At 73.2% G+C, this 16,066-nt stretch carries 13 protein-coding genes; all 13 read left to right on the forward strand.

From position 1 onward, the window contains the following. Window positions 1-56: 56 nt before the first annotated feature. The 13 genes from ACI783_RS04925 to ACI783_RS04985 all read left to right on the forward strand — a co-directional run bounded on the left by ACI783_RS04925 (window position 57) and on the right by ACI783_RS04985 (window position 16,064). Window positions 57-1,652, forward strand: a complete 1,596-nt coding sequence (locus tag ACI783_RS04925; protein WP_457139402.1) for a methyl-accepting chemotaxis protein — start codon at window positions 57-59, stop codon at window positions 1,650-1,652. Between the two features lie 190 nt (window positions 1,653-1,842). Next, entirely contained in the window at window positions 1,843-3,447 is a 1,605-nt protein-coding gene (locus ACI783_RS04930; RefSeq protein WP_457139403.1) for a methyl-accepting chemotaxis protein, read from the forward strand. A 395-nt stretch (window positions 3,448-3,842) separates the two neighbouring features. After that, entirely contained in the window at window positions 3,843-5,405 is a 1,563-nt protein-coding gene (locus ACI783_RS04935; RefSeq protein ID WP_457139404.1) for a methyl-accepting chemotaxis protein, read from the forward strand. Window positions 5,406-5,659: 254 nt separating this feature from the next. Further along, the gene (locus ACI783_RS04940; RefSeq protein ID WP_457139405.1) at window positions 5,660-7,294 is read left to right on the forward strand and encodes a methyl-accepting chemotaxis protein; all 1,635 of its coding nucleotides are present in this window, start codon (window positions 5,660-5,662) and stop codon (window positions 7,292-7,294) included. 243 nt (window positions 7,295-7,537) lie between these two features. Next, window positions 7,538-9,151: a methyl-accepting chemotaxis protein gene (locus tag ACI783_RS04945; RefSeq protein ID WP_457139406.1), complete on the forward strand. Its 1,614-nt coding sequence runs from the start codon at window positions 7,538-7,540 to the stop codon at window positions 9,149-9,151. 237 nt (window positions 9,152-9,388) lie between these two features. Further along, window positions 9,389-10,327: a hypothetical protein gene (locus ACI783_RS04950; protein WP_457139407.1), complete on the forward strand. Its 939-nt coding sequence runs from the start codon at window positions 9,389-9,391 to the stop codon at window positions 10,325-10,327. Window positions 10,328-10,427: 100 nt separating this feature from the next. Continuing rightward, the gene (locus ACI783_RS04955; RefSeq protein WP_457139408.1) at window positions 10,428-11,561 is read left to right on the forward strand and encodes a protein-glutamate methylesterase/protein-glutamine glutaminase; all 1,134 of its coding nucleotides are present in this window, start codon (window positions 10,428-10,430) and stop codon (window positions 11,559-11,561) included. Further along, window positions 11,558-12,382, forward strand: a complete 825-nt coding sequence (locus tag ACI783_RS04960) for a CheR family methyltransferase (protein WP_457085102.1) — start codon at window positions 11,558-11,560, stop codon at window positions 12,380-12,382. Before ACI783_RS04955 ends, ACI783_RS04960 begins: the two co-directional genes overlap by 4 nt. 2 nt (window positions 12,383-12,384) lie before the next feature. Next, window positions 12,385-12,771, forward strand: a complete 387-nt coding sequence (locus ACI783_RS04965) for a response regulator (RefSeq protein ID WP_457139409.1) — start codon at window positions 12,385-12,387, stop codon at window positions 12,769-12,771. Then, a complete protein-coding gene (locus ACI783_RS04970) occupies window positions 12,768-13,292 on the forward strand; it encodes a chemotaxis protein CheX (RefSeq protein ID WP_457139410.1) in 525 nt (174 codons plus the stop codon). Before ACI783_RS04965 ends, ACI783_RS04970 begins: the two co-directional genes overlap by 4 nt. After that, complete coding sequence (locus tag ACI783_RS04975) at window positions 13,289-13,651, forward strand: response regulator (RefSeq protein WP_457085105.1); 363 nt, start codon at window positions 13,289-13,291, stop codon at window positions 13,649-13,651. The genes ACI783_RS04970 and ACI783_RS04975 overlap by 4 nt, the downstream gene beginning before the upstream one ends. Further along, window positions 13,648-14,136 carry a hypothetical protein gene (locus ACI783_RS04980; RefSeq protein ID WP_457139411.1) on the forward strand — a complete coding sequence of 163 codons (489 nt, stop codon included), beginning with the start codon at window positions 13,648-13,650 and terminating at the stop codon, window positions 14,134-14,136. Before ACI783_RS04975 ends, ACI783_RS04980 begins: the two co-directional genes overlap by 4 nt. 167 nt (window positions 14,137-14,303) lie before the next feature. Beyond that, entirely contained in the window at window positions 14,304-16,064 is a 1,761-nt protein-coding gene (locus tag ACI783_RS04985; protein WP_457139412.1) for a SpoIIE family protein phosphatase, read from the forward strand. The last annotated feature ends 2 nt before the right edge of the window (window positions 16,065-16,066 follow it).

Consider the following 16,066-nt stretch of genomic DNA (forward strand, 5'->3'; position numbering starts at 1 on the left):
AAGCCAAGCACTGCAGCAACGGACGCCCAGCGCGTTCCAGTCACCAGGAGCACCACATGCGAACTGCCTCTTCTCGATCGCGCCGACTGGGCTGGCTCTTCGACCGGCCGATCGCCGTCAAGATCGGGGTCGTCGTCGCCCTGATGGGGCTCGTGGCGGCCCTCATCGCCACTCTGGCGGTCCGCGGGGTGCACGATCTCCGGGACGGTGAGCGGCGGCTGTACGAGGAGATCGTCCGGCCGATGGACACCCTGGGTGCCATCCAGCGCAGCTTCCAGGGCGACCGGGTGCGGATCGTCTCCTACAACGTCGCGGACGCCGAGACTCGTGCGGCCCTGCGCGATTCCCTCGCCGAGCGCCGGGGGGAGCTCCAGGAGCTCATCGACGAGTACGACGGTCACCAGGCCGACGACGCGGCCTGGGCGGAGTTCACGTCCGCCGTCACCGAGTACTACGCCGAGGCGGACCGACAGCTGGCCGCCATCGACGCCGGGGCGGCGCAGTCCTACGGGTTCAACGAGGAGAAGCCGCTGGCCAGTGCGGTCATGAACCCGTACGCGGTCGAGAGCGAGGCGGAGGCGGCCGCCGCCGCCCAGGAGGCCGCGGCGGGCGAGGAGCGCGCCGCGGAGGTCGCCGTGCAGGTGCTCCTCACCGCGGTGCTCGGCATCGCCCTCGCCGCCGGCCTGGCGCTGCTCGTCGTCCGCCAGCTGAAGCGGACCGTCGTCTCGGTCCAGCGATCGGTCGAGGCGCTGGCCACAGGTGACCTGACCGTCACCCCGGAGGCCGGGTCCTGCGACGAGATCGGCCGGATGGCGACCTCGCTGGCCGCTGCCCAGGAGAGCCTGCGGTCGGTGCTGGCCTCGGTGGCGGTGTCGGCGGATGCGGTGGCGGCGTCGTCGGAGGAGCTGTCGGCGTCGTCGGCGCAGATCGCGGCGTCGGCGGAGGAGACGTCGGCGCAGTCCAACGTGGTGTCGTCGGCGGCGGAGGAGGTGTCGCGGAACGTGGGCACGGTGGCGGCGGGTGCGGAGGAGATGGGTGCCTCGATCCGGGAGATCAGCCAGAACGCGAACGAGGCGGCGCGGGTGGCCGCGCAGGCGGTGGCCGAGGCGCAGTCGACGACGGAGACGATCACCAAGCTGGGCACGTCGAGCCAGGAGATCGGCGCGGTGGTGAAGGTGATCACCTCGATCGCGGAGCAGACGAACCTGCTGGCGCTCAACGCCACGATCGAGGCGGCGCGGGCCGGGGAGGCGGGCAAGGGGTTCGCGGTGGTGGCGAACGAGGTGAAGGAGCTGGCGCAGGAGACGGCGCGGGCGACGGAGGACATCGCGCGGCGGGTGGAGGCGATCCAGGGCGACACCTCCGGCGCGGTGGCTGCCATCGGCCGCATCTCCGAGGTGATCGGAAGCATCAACGACTTCCAGCTGACCATCGCCTCGGCGGTGGAGGAGCAGACCGCGACCACCAACGAGATGTCCCGGTCGGTGCAGGAGGCCGCCGGTGGGTCGACGGAGATCGCGGCGAACATCACCGGGGTGTCCAGCGCGGCGTCCTCGACCACCCAGGCGCTGGGCCAGACCCGGCAGGCGGTCGACGAGCTGTCCCGGATGGCCAGCGACCTGCGGGGGAGCGTCGCCCGCTTCACCTTCTGAACCACGATGCCCGGCTCCGGCCGTCGTCCCCGCAGTCCGGGGGCGGCGGCCGTTCGCCGTCCCGGAGGCCGGCACCCCCCATCGAGTGAGGCGCCATTCCATTGAGCATGACGGAACGCGGTTGGGTCACTGCTCTCCGTGAAGGGATGCCGCACGGGCGTCCCCGGCGTCAGTCGTGGAGGGCACCACCGTGAGCACCCCGTCCGTCCGGTCCCGTCTCCGGGACCTCTCCATCAGCACCAAGATCCTCGCCGCCGTCGGAGCGGCGGTGCTGGTGGCCGTGCTCGTCGGCCTGCTCGGGCTGCGCAGCCTCGGGCAGACCGCCGACGCCACCGACACCATGTACCGCGACGAGCTGGTCGGCACCGTCGAGGTCGAGGCGGTCCGCTCGCAGTTCTTCGCCGTCCGGCTGGTCGGCACGAACTACGCCGTCGCCACCGACCCGGCCGACCGTGAGGCCTACCTCGCCGCCCGCGAGGCGGCCTACGCGGGCCTGGCCGAGGCTGCCGAGCGCTACCTGGGCACGCACCCCTCCGCCGCGGGCCAGGAGCTGATCGAGCAGGTGCGGGACGGGATGGCGGAGTACCGGCAGGACATGGTCGAGCTCGACGCACTGGCCGACATCGGTGACCTCGCCGCCTGGTCCGAGGCCCGCGAGACCACCGTCGGCCCGCTGGCCACGGAGATCATCGGCTGGATCGACGAGCTGGCCGCCCAGCGGCAGGCCAACGCGGCCGCGACCGCCGAGACGGCCGCCACCGAGTACCGGGACACCCGGCTGGTGCTGGTCGTGGTGATCGTCGCCGGGGCCGTGCTGGCCCTGGGGGCCGGTGTCCTGGTGGCCCGCGCCATCACCCGCGGGCTGCGCCGGGTGCAGGTCGTGGCCGAGGGGCTGGCGGCCGGCGACCTGACGCGCACCGCGCAGGTGCAGTCGCGGGACGAGGTCGGCCGGACGGCGGCCGCGCTGGACGGCGCCCTGGCCGAGTTGCGGTCGGTGATGGCGTCGGTCGTCTCCTCCGCGGACGCGGTGGCCGCATCGTCGGAGGAGCTGAGCGCGTCCTCGGCGCAGATCGCCGCCTCGGCGGAGGAGACCGCGGTGCAGTCCGAGCTGGTGTCGACCGCGGCGGAGGAGGTGTCCCGCAACGTGGGCACGGTGGCCGCGGGTGCGGAGCAGATGGGTGCCTCGATCCGGGAGATCAGCCAGAACGCGAACGAGGCGGCCCGGGTGGCGGCGCAGGCGGTGACCGAGGGGCAGTCGACGACCGAGACGGTGCAGAAGCTCGGCGTCAGCTCCCGGGAGATCGGTGCGGTGGTGAAGGTGATCACCTCGATCGCCGAGCAGACGAACCTGCTGGCGCTCAACGCCACCATCGAGGCCGCGCGGGCGGGGGAGGCCGGCAAGGGGTTCGCGGTGGTGGCGAACGAGGTGAAGGAGCTGGCGCAGGAGACGGCGAAGGCGACCGAGGACATCGCCCGCCGGGTGCAGGCGATCCAGGGCGACACCTCGGGCGCGGTGGACGCGATCGGCCGCATCGGTGGGGTCATCGGCCAGATCAGCGACTTCCAGCTGACCATCGCCTCGGCGGTGGAGGAGCAGACGGCGACCACCAACGAGATGTCCCGGTCGGTCCAGGAGGCCGCCGGCGGGTCGACGGAGATCGCGGCGAACATCACCGGGGTCTCCAGCGCGGCGTCCTCGACCACGCAGGCGCTGGGTCAGACGCGGATGGCGGTCGACGAGCTGTCCCGGATGGCCAGCGACCTGCGGGGGAGCGTCGCCCGCTTCACCTTCTGAGGCCAGCTCCGCTGCACGCGCCGACGGCCGTCCTCCCTGCCGGGGAGGGCGGCCGTCGGCGCTCCGGTCGGGCGGGAGGCAGTTGCTCGCTCGCCGGTCCCCGCCGGAACGACACGGAGAGTGATCGAGCTCTCTCACTCACTCGGGGCCCAGCGTTGCGGAACGAGTCCGGCTCGTGCCGATAGCAGCTCAGGATCGAGTGGTTCCCGCTCCTCCGTCCGGTCCCCGGTACGCCCTCGGGCGCAGGGTGGCCGGCGGGTCGCCGAGACGGCGGGCGGCGGACCACCTCCCCCGGCGGGCCCGATCGGGCGCTGGCCGGCGACCTACGAGAAAGGCACGCCACGATGAAGGCGCCATCCGTCTTCCGATTCCAGGATCGAAGCGTCCTGACCAAGATGATCACGTCGGTCACGGTGGCGGTCGTCGTCGCTGTCACGACCGGTGTCGTCGGCTTGAACGCACTGTCCACCTCGTCCGGTCGGACGGCCACCATGCACGAGCAGAACGTGCTCGGCACCCAGCTGGCCCAGGAGATGAAGTACCAGTTCCTCAACGGGCGGTTCCTCGCCCAGAGCCGCACCTACGCGGCGGCCACCGAGGAGGCCCGGGACGCGTTCCTCACCCAGCGCAACGACGCCCGCGCCGCCGTGCTCGCCGCCGCCGAGCGGCTGCGCGCGGACACCCGGCCCACCGCCGAGGTGGTGGAGCGGGTCGACGAGGTCGTGGCCGACGTCACCGCCTACATCCACAACAGCGACCAGGTGGACGCTCTCGCCGCCCAGGGCAAGGCGGGCACACCGGAGTTCGTGACCCTGGTCAGCACCCAGGTGACCCCGCTGGGAGAGGAGATCATCACCCAGCTCGAGGAGTTGACCGCCCTGGAGGCCCACCTGGCGCAGGCCAGCGTCGAGGAGGCGGAGGCGGCCTACAGCTCGACCCGCACCAAGATGGTGGCCCTGCTGGTCCTCGGCTCCCTGTCCGCGCTCGGCATCGGCGTCGTGCTGGCCCGGGCCATCAGTGCCTCGCTGACGAGGGTGCGCCGGTCGGCCGAGCGGCTGGCCGAGGGGGACCTGACCTCGACCACCGGACTCGAGCAGCGGGACGACGTCGGCCGGCTGGCCGCCGCCCTGGACTCCGCCTTCATGCGGCTGCGCTCGGTCATGGAGTCGGTCGCGGCGTCGGCCGACGCCGTGGCGGCGTCCTCGGAGGAGGTGGCGGCGTCGTCGGCGCAGATCTCGGCGTCGGCAGGTGAGACGTCGGCGCAGTCCAACGTGGTGTCGTCGGCGGCGGAGGAGGTGTCGCGCAACGTGGCCACGGTGGCGGCGGGTGCGGAGCAGATGGGGGCCTCGATCCGGGAGATCAGCCAGAACGCGAACGAGGCGGCGCGGGTGGCCGCGCAGGCGGTGAGCGAGGCACAGGCGACCACCGCCACGATCGAGCAGCTCGGCGTCTCCAGTCAGGAGATCGGTGCGGTGGTGAAGGTGATCACCTCGATCGCCGAGCAGACGAACCTGCTGGCGCTCAACGCCACGATCGAGGCGGCGCGGGCCGGGGACGCCGGCAAGGGGTTCGCGGTGGTGGCGAACGAGGTGAAGGAGCTGGCGCAGGAGACGGCGCGGGCGACCGAGGACATCGCGCGGCGGGTGGAGGCGATCCAGGGCGACACCTCCGGTGCCGTCGCTGCCATCGGCCGCATCTCCGAGGTCATCGGCTCGATCAACGACTTCCAGCTGACCATCGCCTCGGCGGTGGAGGAGCAGACGGCGACGACGAACGAGATGTCCCGGTCGGTGCAGGAGGCCGCCGGTGGGTCGACGGAGATCGCCGCCAACATCACCGGGGTGTCCGCCGCGGCGTCCTCGACCACCCAGGCGCTGGGCCAGACCCGGCAGGCCGTGGACGAGCTGTCCCGGATGGCCAATGACCTGCGGGGGAGCGTCGCCCGCTTCACCTACTGAGCCGGCCTGACCCACTGCTGGGGAGTCCACCACGAGGCCCTGTCCCGCCATCCCGGGGACGGGGCCTCGTGGCATGTGGTCCCGTCGTCGGGCGGCACGTCGCGAGTCGACAAGTCCGCACGTGGGAATGGTCGTCCGGACAATTGTCCGACGTTCGGAGGAACGGTCGCGTCGCGACGGAATGGGCGCTCCGTGGTTGTGAGGATGGCGCAGTACCCACCCATCTGCACGGCGACGAAACGGACAGTTCTGCGATGACGACGACGAAGGCCGTGGCCCAGGGCCCCCGGCGGTGGCTCGGTGACCGGGGGATCCGGACCCGCATCTACGCGTTGAGCGCGTTGCTGCTCCTCGGGATGGTCGCCGCGGCGGCCACCGGCATCTCCGGTGCCGCCCGCGTCAGCGACCTCAACGCGCGGGCCACCGAGGCCGCCGGGGTCCAGCGGGCGGTCGAGAACGCCCGCTACGACCTGCTGTGGGCGGCCAACTGGCAGAACATCACCGCCTGGCGGGCGCGCGTCGACGGCGGTGCCGCGGCCGCCGACCCGAACGGCGACAACGTGCCGAACTACCGGGACGGCGCCACCGGGTTCGAGGAGCTGTTCTCGCTCGACCGGGACCTGCTGGACGCCGATGGGCGGGCGAGTCTCGACGCGATCGAGGCGAACTGGACCGCGATGAGCGACTTCAACGACCAGATCTTCGCGCTGTGGGCACAGGACCGGCTGGACGAAGGTGACGCGGTCTCGACCGGGGACAAGTGGGACGTCTTCTACGTGCTGGACCAGGCGATGACCGACCTGGTCGGCTCCGTCGACGCCCGGGTCGCCGAGACCCGCGCCGAGGCGGCCGAGGCCGAGTCGGCCACCGCCCGCACCACTCTCCTGGTGGCCGGCGGCGCGCTCGCCCTCGGTGGTGCGCTCGCCTTCGTCGTCTCCGGTGGCATCGCGCGCGGCGTCCGTGAGGTCCACGGCGGCCTGGTGCGGTTGGCCGGCCGTGACCTCACCGTGCGGCTGCCGGTGCGCGGCCGGGACGAGCTGGGCCAGATGGCCGAGGCGCTGAACGACGCGGCCACGACCATGTCCACGACCATCGCGGAGATCATCGTCTCGGCGGATGCGGTGGCGGCGTCGTCGGAGGAGCTGTCGGCGTCGTCGGCGCAGATCTCGGCGTCGGCGGAGGAGACGTCGGCGCAGTCCAACGTGGTGTCGTCGGCGGCGGAGGAGGTGTCGCGGAACGTGGGCACGGTGGCGGCGGGTGCGGAGGAGATGGGTGCCTCGATCCGGGAGATCAGCCAGAACGCGAACGAGGCGGCGCGGGTGGCCGCGCAGGCGGTGGCCGAGGCGCAGTCGACGACGGAGACGATCACCAAGCTGGGCACGTCGAGCCAGGAGATCGGCGCGGTGGTGAAGGCGATCACCTCCATCGCGGAGCAGACCAACCTGCTGGCGCTCAACGCCACGATCGAGGCGGCGCGGGCCGGGGACGCGGGCAAGGGGTTCGCGGTGGTGGCGAACGAGGTCAAGGAGCTGGCGCAGGAGACGGCGCGGGCGACGGAGGACATCGCGCGGCGGGTGGAGGCGATCCAGGGCGACACCTCCGGTGCCGTCGCTGCCATCGGTCGCATCTCCGAGGTGATCGGAAGCATCAACGACTTCCAGCTGACCATCGCCTCGGCGGTGGAGGAGCAGACCGCGACCACCAACGAGATGTCCCGGTCGGTGCAGGAGGCCGCCGGTGGGTCGACGGAGATCGCGGCGAACATCACCGGGGTCTCCACCGCGGCGTCCTCGACCACCCAGGCGCTGGGCCAGACCCGGCAGGCGGTCGACGAGCTGTCCCGGATGGCCAGCGACCTGCGGGGGAGCGTCGCCCGCTTCACCTACTGACTGCCCGGACGGACCGAGGGCCGGCCTCGGCCCCGTTCCGGGAACGGTGGACCCACGGCGCTGCGCCGGTCATTCCACGACGGGTCGGAATTGTCGACAGGTCTCCTCCTCGCGTGCCTCGGTCATCATTTCCGGACAAAGGGCCCGACGCGCGAACGTGAATGCCGTGCCGTATTCCCCGGTGCTTCCATGATGGGCGTCACAGAGCTTGCCCAGCGGTACCCAGGAAAGGCAGTGACAGAGATGCAGAGGCCGTCCACCGGAATCCGATTCCGGGACCTCGCCGTCACCACGAAGATCACCATGGCGGTGACCGTGGCCGTTCTCGTCGCCGTCGTCACCGGGCTGGTGGGGCTCAGTGCCCTGTCCACGTCGGCCGACCGCACCGCCGACATGCACCGGCAGAACGTGCTGGGGGGCCAGCTGGCCCAGGAGATCCGTTTCCAGTTCCTCGGCAGCCGGTTCGCCTCGACCAACGCCACCTACTCGGCCGACGCGGCCGCCAAGCAGCGGTACATCGTCCAGCGGGACGAGGCCCGGGCCGCCCTGGCCGACGCCGGTGAACGGCTGCGCACCGAGACCTCGCCGACCCCCGAGGTGCAGGCGGCGCTGGACGCGTCGCTCGCCGACATCGACCGCTACATCGAGCTCGGTGAGCAGCTCGACGCGCTGGGCGCGGCGGGCAAGGCGCAGTCCCCGGAGTTCATCGACCTGCGCACCAACCAGGTGGCGCCGCTCAGCGAGCAGATCGTCGCCGAGCTGCAGGGGCTCGCCGACCTCCAGGCGTCGATCGCCTCCGACAGCGCGGACGCCGCGGCGGATGCCTACTCCTCGACCCGCACCTGGCTCCTCGTGCTGGTGGCCGTCGGCAGCGTCCTCGCGCTCGGCCTCGGGGTGTTCACCGCCCGGTCGATCAGCGGCGCACTGGCGCGCGTCCGGCACTCCGCCGAGCGGCTGGCAGAGGGCGACCTGACCCAGGGGACGGGCGTCGCCCAGCGGGACGACGTCGGCCGGATGGCCGCCGCGCTGGACGCTGCGCAGGAGAGCCTGCGGTCGGTGCTGGCCTCGGTGGCGGTGTCGGCGGATGCGGTGGCGGCGTCGTCGGAGGAGCTGTCGGCGTCGTCGGCGCAGATCGCGTCGTCGGCGGAGGAGACGTCGGCGCAGTCCGGGGTGGTCTCCTCGGCGGCGGAGGAGGTGTCCCGGAACGTGGGCACGGTGGCGGCGGGTGCGGAGGAGATGGGTGCCTCGATCCGGGAGATCAGCCAGAACGCGAACGAGGCGGCGCGGGTGGCGGCGCAGGCGGTGACCGAGGCGCAGTCGACGACGGAGACGATCACCAAGCTGGGCACGTCGAGCCAGGAGATCGGCGCGGTGGTGAAGGTGATCACCTCGATCGCGGAGCAGACGAACCTGCTGGCGCTCAACGCCACGATCGAGGCGGCGCGGGCCGGGGAGGCGGGCAAGGGGTTCGCGGTGGTGGCGAACGAGGTGAAGGAGCTGGCGCAGGAGACGGCGCGGGCGACCGAGGACATCGCCCGCCGGGTGGAGGCGATCCAGGGCGACACCTCCGGCGCCGTCGCTGCCATCGGCCGCATCTCCGAGGTCATCGGCTCGATCAACGACTTCCAGCTGACGATCGCCTCGGCGGTGGAGGAGCAGACGGCGACGACGCAGGAGATGTCCCGGTCGGTGCAGGAGGCCGCCGGTGGGTCGACGGAGATCGCGGCGAACATCACCGGGGTCTCCACCGCGGCGTCCTCGACCACGCAGGCGCTGGGTCAGACGCGGATGGCGGTCGACGAGCTGTCCCGGATGGCCAGCGACCTGCGCACCACGGTGGCCCGGTTCACCTACTGACGGCGGACCCGGACCCAGCGGCCGCCGCCCTCCCTGACGGAGGGCGGCGGCCGCTGCCGTGTCCGGGGCCGGTCATCGTCCGGGTGACGGCCGGTTCACGGGCTGTCACCACCTCCTGACCGAGTGAGGCGAACGCGCAGCTGGCGTCAGGTCGCTGTCGCGCGACCGGGTGACGGCCGCGTGGCGCACTGCCCACGCCGCCCCCACGATGGGTGCACCACTTCCACAGGAGGCGACGTGCCCTACTCACTGGTCAGCGCGGCCACTCTCGGCTTCGACCTGGTCCGCCTGCCCGCCGGCGGTCAGGTGGCCGACGTGCTGCTGACCGGTCTGGGCGCCGACGCGGCCACCCTGCACCGCCTGGCCGCGGCGCACCCGGGCGCCGGGCGGCCGGCCGCCGAGCGCGCCGAGATGGCCGTCCGTGCCCGGCGGGCGCACGAGCTGGCCGCGGCCGGCGTGCCCCAGCTGCGCGACGTCCCCGGCAACGTCCCCGGCAGCGTCCCCGGCGGGGCCGACGAGGGCGGCGAGCGCAACGCCCGCCTCGTGGCGCTGCTCGAGCGGGGCACGATCGGCAACACCCCGGCGCTGGAGCGGCTCGTCCGCGACGACGTCCTCGGCGCCGAGCACCCGGTGGTCGCCGACCTCGACCCGGCGGTGGCCGCCGTCGCCGCCGACGTGCTGGCCGACGCCGCCACCGGCTGGTGGGCCGCCGAGGCCCTCGACCGTCCGGTTCGGCAGGAGCTCACCGCCCCCTGTGCCGCCGCCACCGCCCTGGAGCCCGCCCCGCGCCCTGATCTCGGCCCGGCGACCGCCGGGCTGGCCGAGCTGCTCGGCGAGGTCCGCGAGCTCGGCGAGGCCGGTCGCCGGCGCTGGCGGCTCGCGGTCGAGGTCGGCCGGGGCCAGCGGCGGCCGTGGGCCGCCGCCATGCACGGCGCGTCCTGGGCCGCCCACGTGTCCGGCCGCACCCGCACCCTCGCCGCGGCGCAGCTGACGGCGGTCACCGCCTTCGTCGAGAGCGGCTTCACCTCCCGCGACGGCGCCGAGGGCGTGTGGAACGCGCTGGCCGGGTGCGTGCAGGGCCTGGCCATGTCCGACCTCCTCGACGAGGAGTCGATGGCCGTCCTCGGTGCGCCGTGGGCGATGGTGACCGGGAGGTCGCTCCCCCTCGCGGGGTAGTCCTCAGCTCGTCCCGCCGCTGCGCTCAAGAGAAGCCAGCGGATGCCGATGAACGTTGTGTGCGGCCCACCTGGCCGGTACATCGGCAGCGGGGGAGCGCGTGGAGCAGATCAAGGTCATGGTGGTCGACGACTCGGTCGTCGTCCGCAAGATCGTGACGGACGTCCTCTCCGAGGACCCGATGATCCAGGTCGTCGGTACGGCTGCGAACGGCCGGATCGCGGTGGCGAAGCTCGAGCAGCTGAAGCCCGACCTGGTCACGATGGACATCGAGATGCCGGACATGAACGGCATCGAGGCGGTGCGGGCCATCCGCAGCCGCGCCGGTGGCCAGGCGTTCAGCCGGGTGCCGATCATCATGTTCAGCACGCTCACCGAGCGAGGCGCCTCGGCCACCCTGGACGCGCTGTCCGCCGGTGCGAACGAGTACGTGACCAAGCCGGCGAACGTCGGCAGCGTCGCGCAGTCGATGGAGAGCGTGCGCCAGCAGCTCATCCCCAAGATCAAGGCGCTCACCGGGCGGCCGATCAGCTCCGGCCCGGCCGCCGCGCCCGCCCCGGCTGCGGTGGCCCCCCGGCCGCCGGCCCCGCGGACCCGCGCCGCCAAGGAGCCCGCCGTCCTGGTGATCGGCTCCTCGACCGGTGGCCCGGAGGCGCTGACCAAGGTGCTGCCGCTGCTGCCGGCGTCCCTGCCCGTGCCCGTGCTGCTCGTGCAGCACATGCCGCCGGTCTTCACCCGGCAGTTCGCGCAGCGGCTGGACCGGCTGTGCCCGCTACGCGTCGTGGAGGCCGTCGACGGCACCCCGCTGGCGCCCGGCACGGTGCACATCGCCCCGGGCGACCACCACCTCACCGTCAGCTCCAGCGGCGGCAACAAGCGCACGGCGCTGAACCAGGGGCCGCCGGAGAACTTCTGCCGCCCCGCGGTCGACGTGCTCTTCCGCTCCGCGGTCGCCGCCTACGACGGCGCCGTCCTCGGTGTCGTGCTCACCGGCATGGGCTCCGACGGCCGGATCGGTGCCGGTCAGATCCGTGAGGCCGGCGGCACCGTCGTCGCCCAGGACCAGGCCACCTCGGTGGTCTGGGGCATGCCCGGTGCGGTGACCCAGGCCGGCTACGCCGACGAGGTCCTGCCGTTGGGCAGGGTCGCCGAGGCGATCACCCGCCTGCTCCCCCACCCCCGCCCGATGGGCGGCACCGTTCGCCCCCTCACGACCATGGGAGGCACGCGATGACGCTCACCGCCACCAGCTTCGACTGGGTGCGCCAGCTGGTGCACCGGGAGAGCGCCATCGTGCTGCAGCCGGGCAAGGAGTACCTGGTGGAGGCCCGGTTGCTGCCCATGGCGCAGCAGCGCGGCCTCTCCGGCGTCAGCGAGCTCGTCGAGTCCGTCCGCAACCGCCCGGACCCGGCCACGACCCGGCGGATCGTCGAGGCGCTCACCACCAACGAGACCTCCTGGTTCCGGGACGGTGACCCGTTCACCGCGCTGACCGGCACGGTCCTGCCGCAGCTGCTCGCCGCCCGCGGGCCCAACGAGCGCCTGCAGATCTGGTCGGCCGCCTGCTCCAGCGGGCAGGAGGCCTACACGATCGCGATGCTGCTGTCCGACGCGCTGCCGAACGCGACCAGCCGGGTGTCGATCACCGCGACCGACCTCTCCCGGGAGATGGTCGAGCGCACCCGCGCCGGCCGGTTCAGCCAGCTCGAGGTCAACCGCGGGCTGCCGGCGCCGATGCTCGTCCGGCACTTCACCCGGGCCGGCAACGAGTGGGAGATCGCGCCCGAGCTGCGCCGGATGGTGACCGCGAGCGAGTGCAACCTCGCCGCGCCGCTGCCCCGGATGGGCCCGTTCGACGTGGTCTACCTGCGCAACGTCCTCATCTACTTCGACCTGCCCACCAAGCAGGGGATCTTGAACCGCGTCCGCCAGCTCATGCGACCCGACGGGTGGCTGTTCCTGGGCGCGGCCGAGACGACCCTCGGGGTCGATGACAACTGGGAGCGGGTCGTCATGGGCCGCGGCTCCGCCTACCGCCCGCGGAAGGGGTCCTGACCGTGCGAGCTCTCGTGATCGACGACTCCCGCGCCATGAGGCGCATCGTCGGCAGCATCCTGACCGATCTCGGCTTCGAGGAGGTGCGGGAGGCCGGCGACGGCCGCCAGGCCCTCGACGTCCTGGAGTCCGGCTACGTGCCGGACATCTGCTGCATCGACTGGAACATGCCGGTGATGGACGGGCTGCAGTTCGTCCTCGCCGTGCGCGTGAACCCGGCCCACCGCCAGGTGACGCTGATGATGGTCACCACCGAGAGCGAGCACGGGCAGATCGTCAAGGCCCTCGCCGCCGGGGCGCACGAGTACCTGATCAAGCCGTTCACCGCCGATGCGCTCCGCGACAAGCTGGCGCTGCTCGGCCTGCTCCCGGAAGGTGCCCCCGCATGACCGCCTCACCCGAGCTGGCCCAGCTCTCGAGTGCTCAGCCGATCTCCGCGTTGCTCGACGCGCGGACCGTGCAGAGCATCGCCGACGAGGTCTGGCCGTCCCTGGTCGGCGACGGCGAGGTCTTCATCCCCGTCCCGGCCCCTCCGCCGCTCGAGCCGGTCAGCGCCTGGGTGACGATCACCGGTCCGTGGAACGGCGCCGTCGTCCTCACCTGCGACACCGAGACCGCCGAGGCGCTCACCGAGAGCGTGCTCATGCTCCGCCCGCCGACCCTCGTCGAGGAGGAGGACGTCCAGGACGCGCTGGGCGAACTGGCGAACGTGCTCGGCGGCAACATCAAGTCCGTCCTGCCCGGGCCCTCCAGCCTCGGGCTCCCCCAGACCGGCGCCGCACCGCCCACCGGGCGGCTCGACGACGTCTGCCGCGTCAACGGCCAGTGGCGCGGCCAGTCCCTGACCATCACCGTCCAGGGCGCCTCCACGGCGCCGGACACCGAGCGGAACGAGGTGCCGCAGCAGTGAAGATCCTGGTGACCGACGACAGCCGTGTCATGCGGCAGATCGTGATCCGCACCCTGCGCCAGGCGGGGTACGACGACCACGACATCATCGAGGCCGAGGACGGGCAGCAGTGCCTGGCCAAGATCGGGTCCGACAAGCCCGACCTCGTCCTCTCCGACTGGAACATGCCCAACATGACCGGCATCGAGTGCCTCGAGGCGCTGCGCGCCTCCGGGTCGCAGGTGCCCTTCGGCTTCGTGACCTCCGAGGGGTCCCCGGAGATGCGGGAGAAGGCGGCCAACGCCGGCGCCCTCTTCCTCATCGCCAAGCCGTTCAACGAGGACACCTTCAAGGACGCGCTGGACGGGGTGATCGCATGACGGCCGCCCTCCAGCCGGCCACGCTGCCCACCGCCAAGGACGTCCGCGACATGCTCGAGGGCCTCTTCGGCAAGGCCGTCGTGGTCTCCCCCGGGGACCCGGTGTCGCTGAACGACAAGCCCGCCGTCGCCGTCTACATCGACCCGACCATGGCCACCACCGCGCTGTGCCTGGTCGACCTCCGGCTCGGGGCCTGGCTCGCCGGCGCCCTCGCGCTGCTGCCCAAGGGCGGCCTGGAGGACGCGATCGACGAGGGCGAGCTCTACCCGATGCACCTCGAGGCGCTGTACGAGGTGGTGAACATCGCCGCCTCGATGTTCAACGGCGAGGGCGTCAACCACTCGAAGCTGCACACGCTGCACGCACCCGGGGAGTCGATCCCCGGGGACATCGCCGGGCTGGCGGCGGCGTTCAACCGCATCGACCTCACGGTCGACGTCGCGGGCTACGGGTCGGGCTCGCTGTCCATCGTGATGGCGCACTGACCCTCCCGCGAACCCAGCACGACCCCGGGACCGGGGGAGCGCAGCCGTCACCGACGACGGGCCGCGCTCCCCCGGTCCCGTCGTTCGTCACCCGCTGGAGGGACGTGCCGGGCGGATTCCCGGCGGGCGGTACGGCGATGTCCCTGCCATGGGGCAGAGTGGCCGCCATGAGCCCGGACGGCTCCGCGCCGCCGGCGGACCTGCTAGCGCGGGCGGTCGACGCGATGCCCCGGCCGCTGTTCGCGCTGGACGACGAGTGGCGGTTCAGCTACGTCAACCCGGCCGGCGCCCGGTTGCTGCAGCGGCGGGTCGAGCACCTGGTGGGCCGGGTGATCTGGGCGGAGTTCCCGGAGGGCGTCGGCAGCGAGTTCGCGCGGCACTACGAGCACGTGGCACGCACCGGTGAGCCGGTCGGCTTCGAGGCCTGGTACCCGCCGCTGCGCACCTGGTTCCGGGTGGACGCCTTCCGCACTGCCGGCGGGCTCGTGGTCACCTACGACGACGTGACCGAGCGGCGGGCGGCGGAGCAGGCCCGGGCCGAGGCGGTCGCGGCCCGCGAGGAGGAGGCCGAGCGAGCCGCCGCGGCCGCGCACGCCGCCGAGCTGGCCGGCCGGCACCTCATGCTGCTCGGCGACGTCAGCCAGGCGATGACCGCGACGCTGGACGCCGGCGAGGCGGTGCAGCGCCTCGCGGAGCTGATCGTGCCGGCGCTGGCCGACTGGTGCCTGGTCAGCGTGGTCGAGGACGGCGTCCGCCGGGACGTCGGACGTGCCCACCGCGACCCGGCCATGCTGCCGCACGTGCACCGGTACGCCGACCTGCGCGCCCGCACCAACCAGGCGACCGCGCCGGTGCCCACCGCGCTGCGCGACGGCCGGCCGGTGGTCATCCAGGGGATCGAGGCCCAGCAGGTGGTGGCGATGACCACCCCGGCGGCCCGGGAGGCCCTGGCGCCGCTGCGGGTGCACTCGGTGGCGACGTTCCCGCTGATCGCGCGGGGCGAGCTGTTCGGCGCCGTCACCCTCGTCACCGGTCCGGAGCGGGGTGCCTTCACCGACGCGGAGCTGCGCACCGCCGACATCATGTCCCGGCGGGCCGGGCTGGCCCTGGACAACGCCCGGCTGGCGACGGCGCAGACCCGGGTGGCCGAGCGGCTGCAGCGCAGCCTGCTGTCCCCGCCCGTGCAGCCCGACGCCCTGGAGCTGGCGGTCCGCTACCGGCCGGCGGCCCGGGACGTCTCCATCGGCGGTGACTGGTACGACTCCTTCCTCCAGCCCGACGGCGCGACCGTCCTGGTCATCGGCGACGTGATGGGCCACGACCTGGAGGCGGCCGCGACGATGGCCGAGCTGCGCACCCTGGTGCGGGCCATCGCCTACGACCGGCAGACCGGCCCGGGGGAGGTGCTGCGGCGGGTCGACCGGGCCGTCGTCGGCCTGGGCGTCGCCTCCCTGGCCACCGCGCTGGTCGCCCGGATCGAGACCGACGACGCCGACCGGGCCGCCGGCGTGCGCCGGCTGCGCTGGGCCGTCGCCGGGCACCCGATGCCGGTGCTGGTGCTCCCCGACGGCACGGTGACCGACCTCGACGCGCCGGTGGGCCCGCCGCTGGGCCTGGGGCTGGACGGCGCCCGCGGCGAGGGGGTCACCGCACTGCCACCGGGCAGCACCCTGCTGTTGTTCACCGACGGCCTGTTCGAGCGGCGGACCAGCGACCTGGACGCCGGCCGGGACCGGCTGCGCGCGGTGGCGTCCCGGCTGGCGGGGGAGCCGCTGGAGCGGCTCTGCGACCGGCTGCTGGGGGAGCTGCTGGCCGACGGCGCCGAGGACGACGTCGCGGTGCTGGCGGTGCGCTGCCACCCGGTGGACGCGCCGCGCCCGGCGGCGGCACCGCGGGCACTGGCGGCCGCCGTCCCCCCGCCGGACTGACC

This window comes from Modestobacter sp. SYSU DS0511 (assembly GCF_054050755.1).

Bases quoted from the DNA above. Each gene is read 5' to 3' on its own strand.
- ACI783_RS04945 (WP_457139406.1), top strand. From the start codon at position 7,538: ATGCAGAGGCCGTCCACCGGAATCCGATTCCGGGACCTCGCCGTCACC.
- ACI783_RS04980 (WP_457139411.1), top strand. From the start codon at position 13,648: ATGACGGCCGCCCTCCAGCCGGCCACGCTGCCCACCGCCAAGGACGTC.
- ACI783_RS04940 (WP_457139405.1), top strand. From the start codon at position 5,660: ATGACGACGACGAAGGCCGTGGCCCAGGGCCCCCGGCGGTGGCTCGGT.
- ACI783_RS04935 (WP_457139404.1), top strand. From the start codon at position 3,843: ATGATCACGTCGGTCACGGTGGCGGTCGTCGTCGCTGTCACGACCGGT.
- ACI783_RS04985 (WP_457139412.1), top strand. From the start codon at position 14,304: ATGAGCCCGGACGGCTCCGCGCCGCCGGCGGACCTGCTAGCGCGGGCG.
- ACI783_RS04925 (WP_457139402.1), top strand. From the start codon at position 57: ATGCGAACTGCCTCTTCTCGATCGCGCCGACTGGGCTGGCTCTTCGAC.
- ACI783_RS04970 (WP_457139410.1), top strand. From the start codon at position 12,768: ATGACCGCCTCACCCGAGCTGGCCCAGCTCTCGAGTGCTCAGCCGATC.
- ACI783_RS04960 (WP_457085102.1), top strand. From the start codon at position 11,558: ATGACGCTCACCGCCACCAGCTTCGACTGGGTGCGCCAGCTGGTGCAC.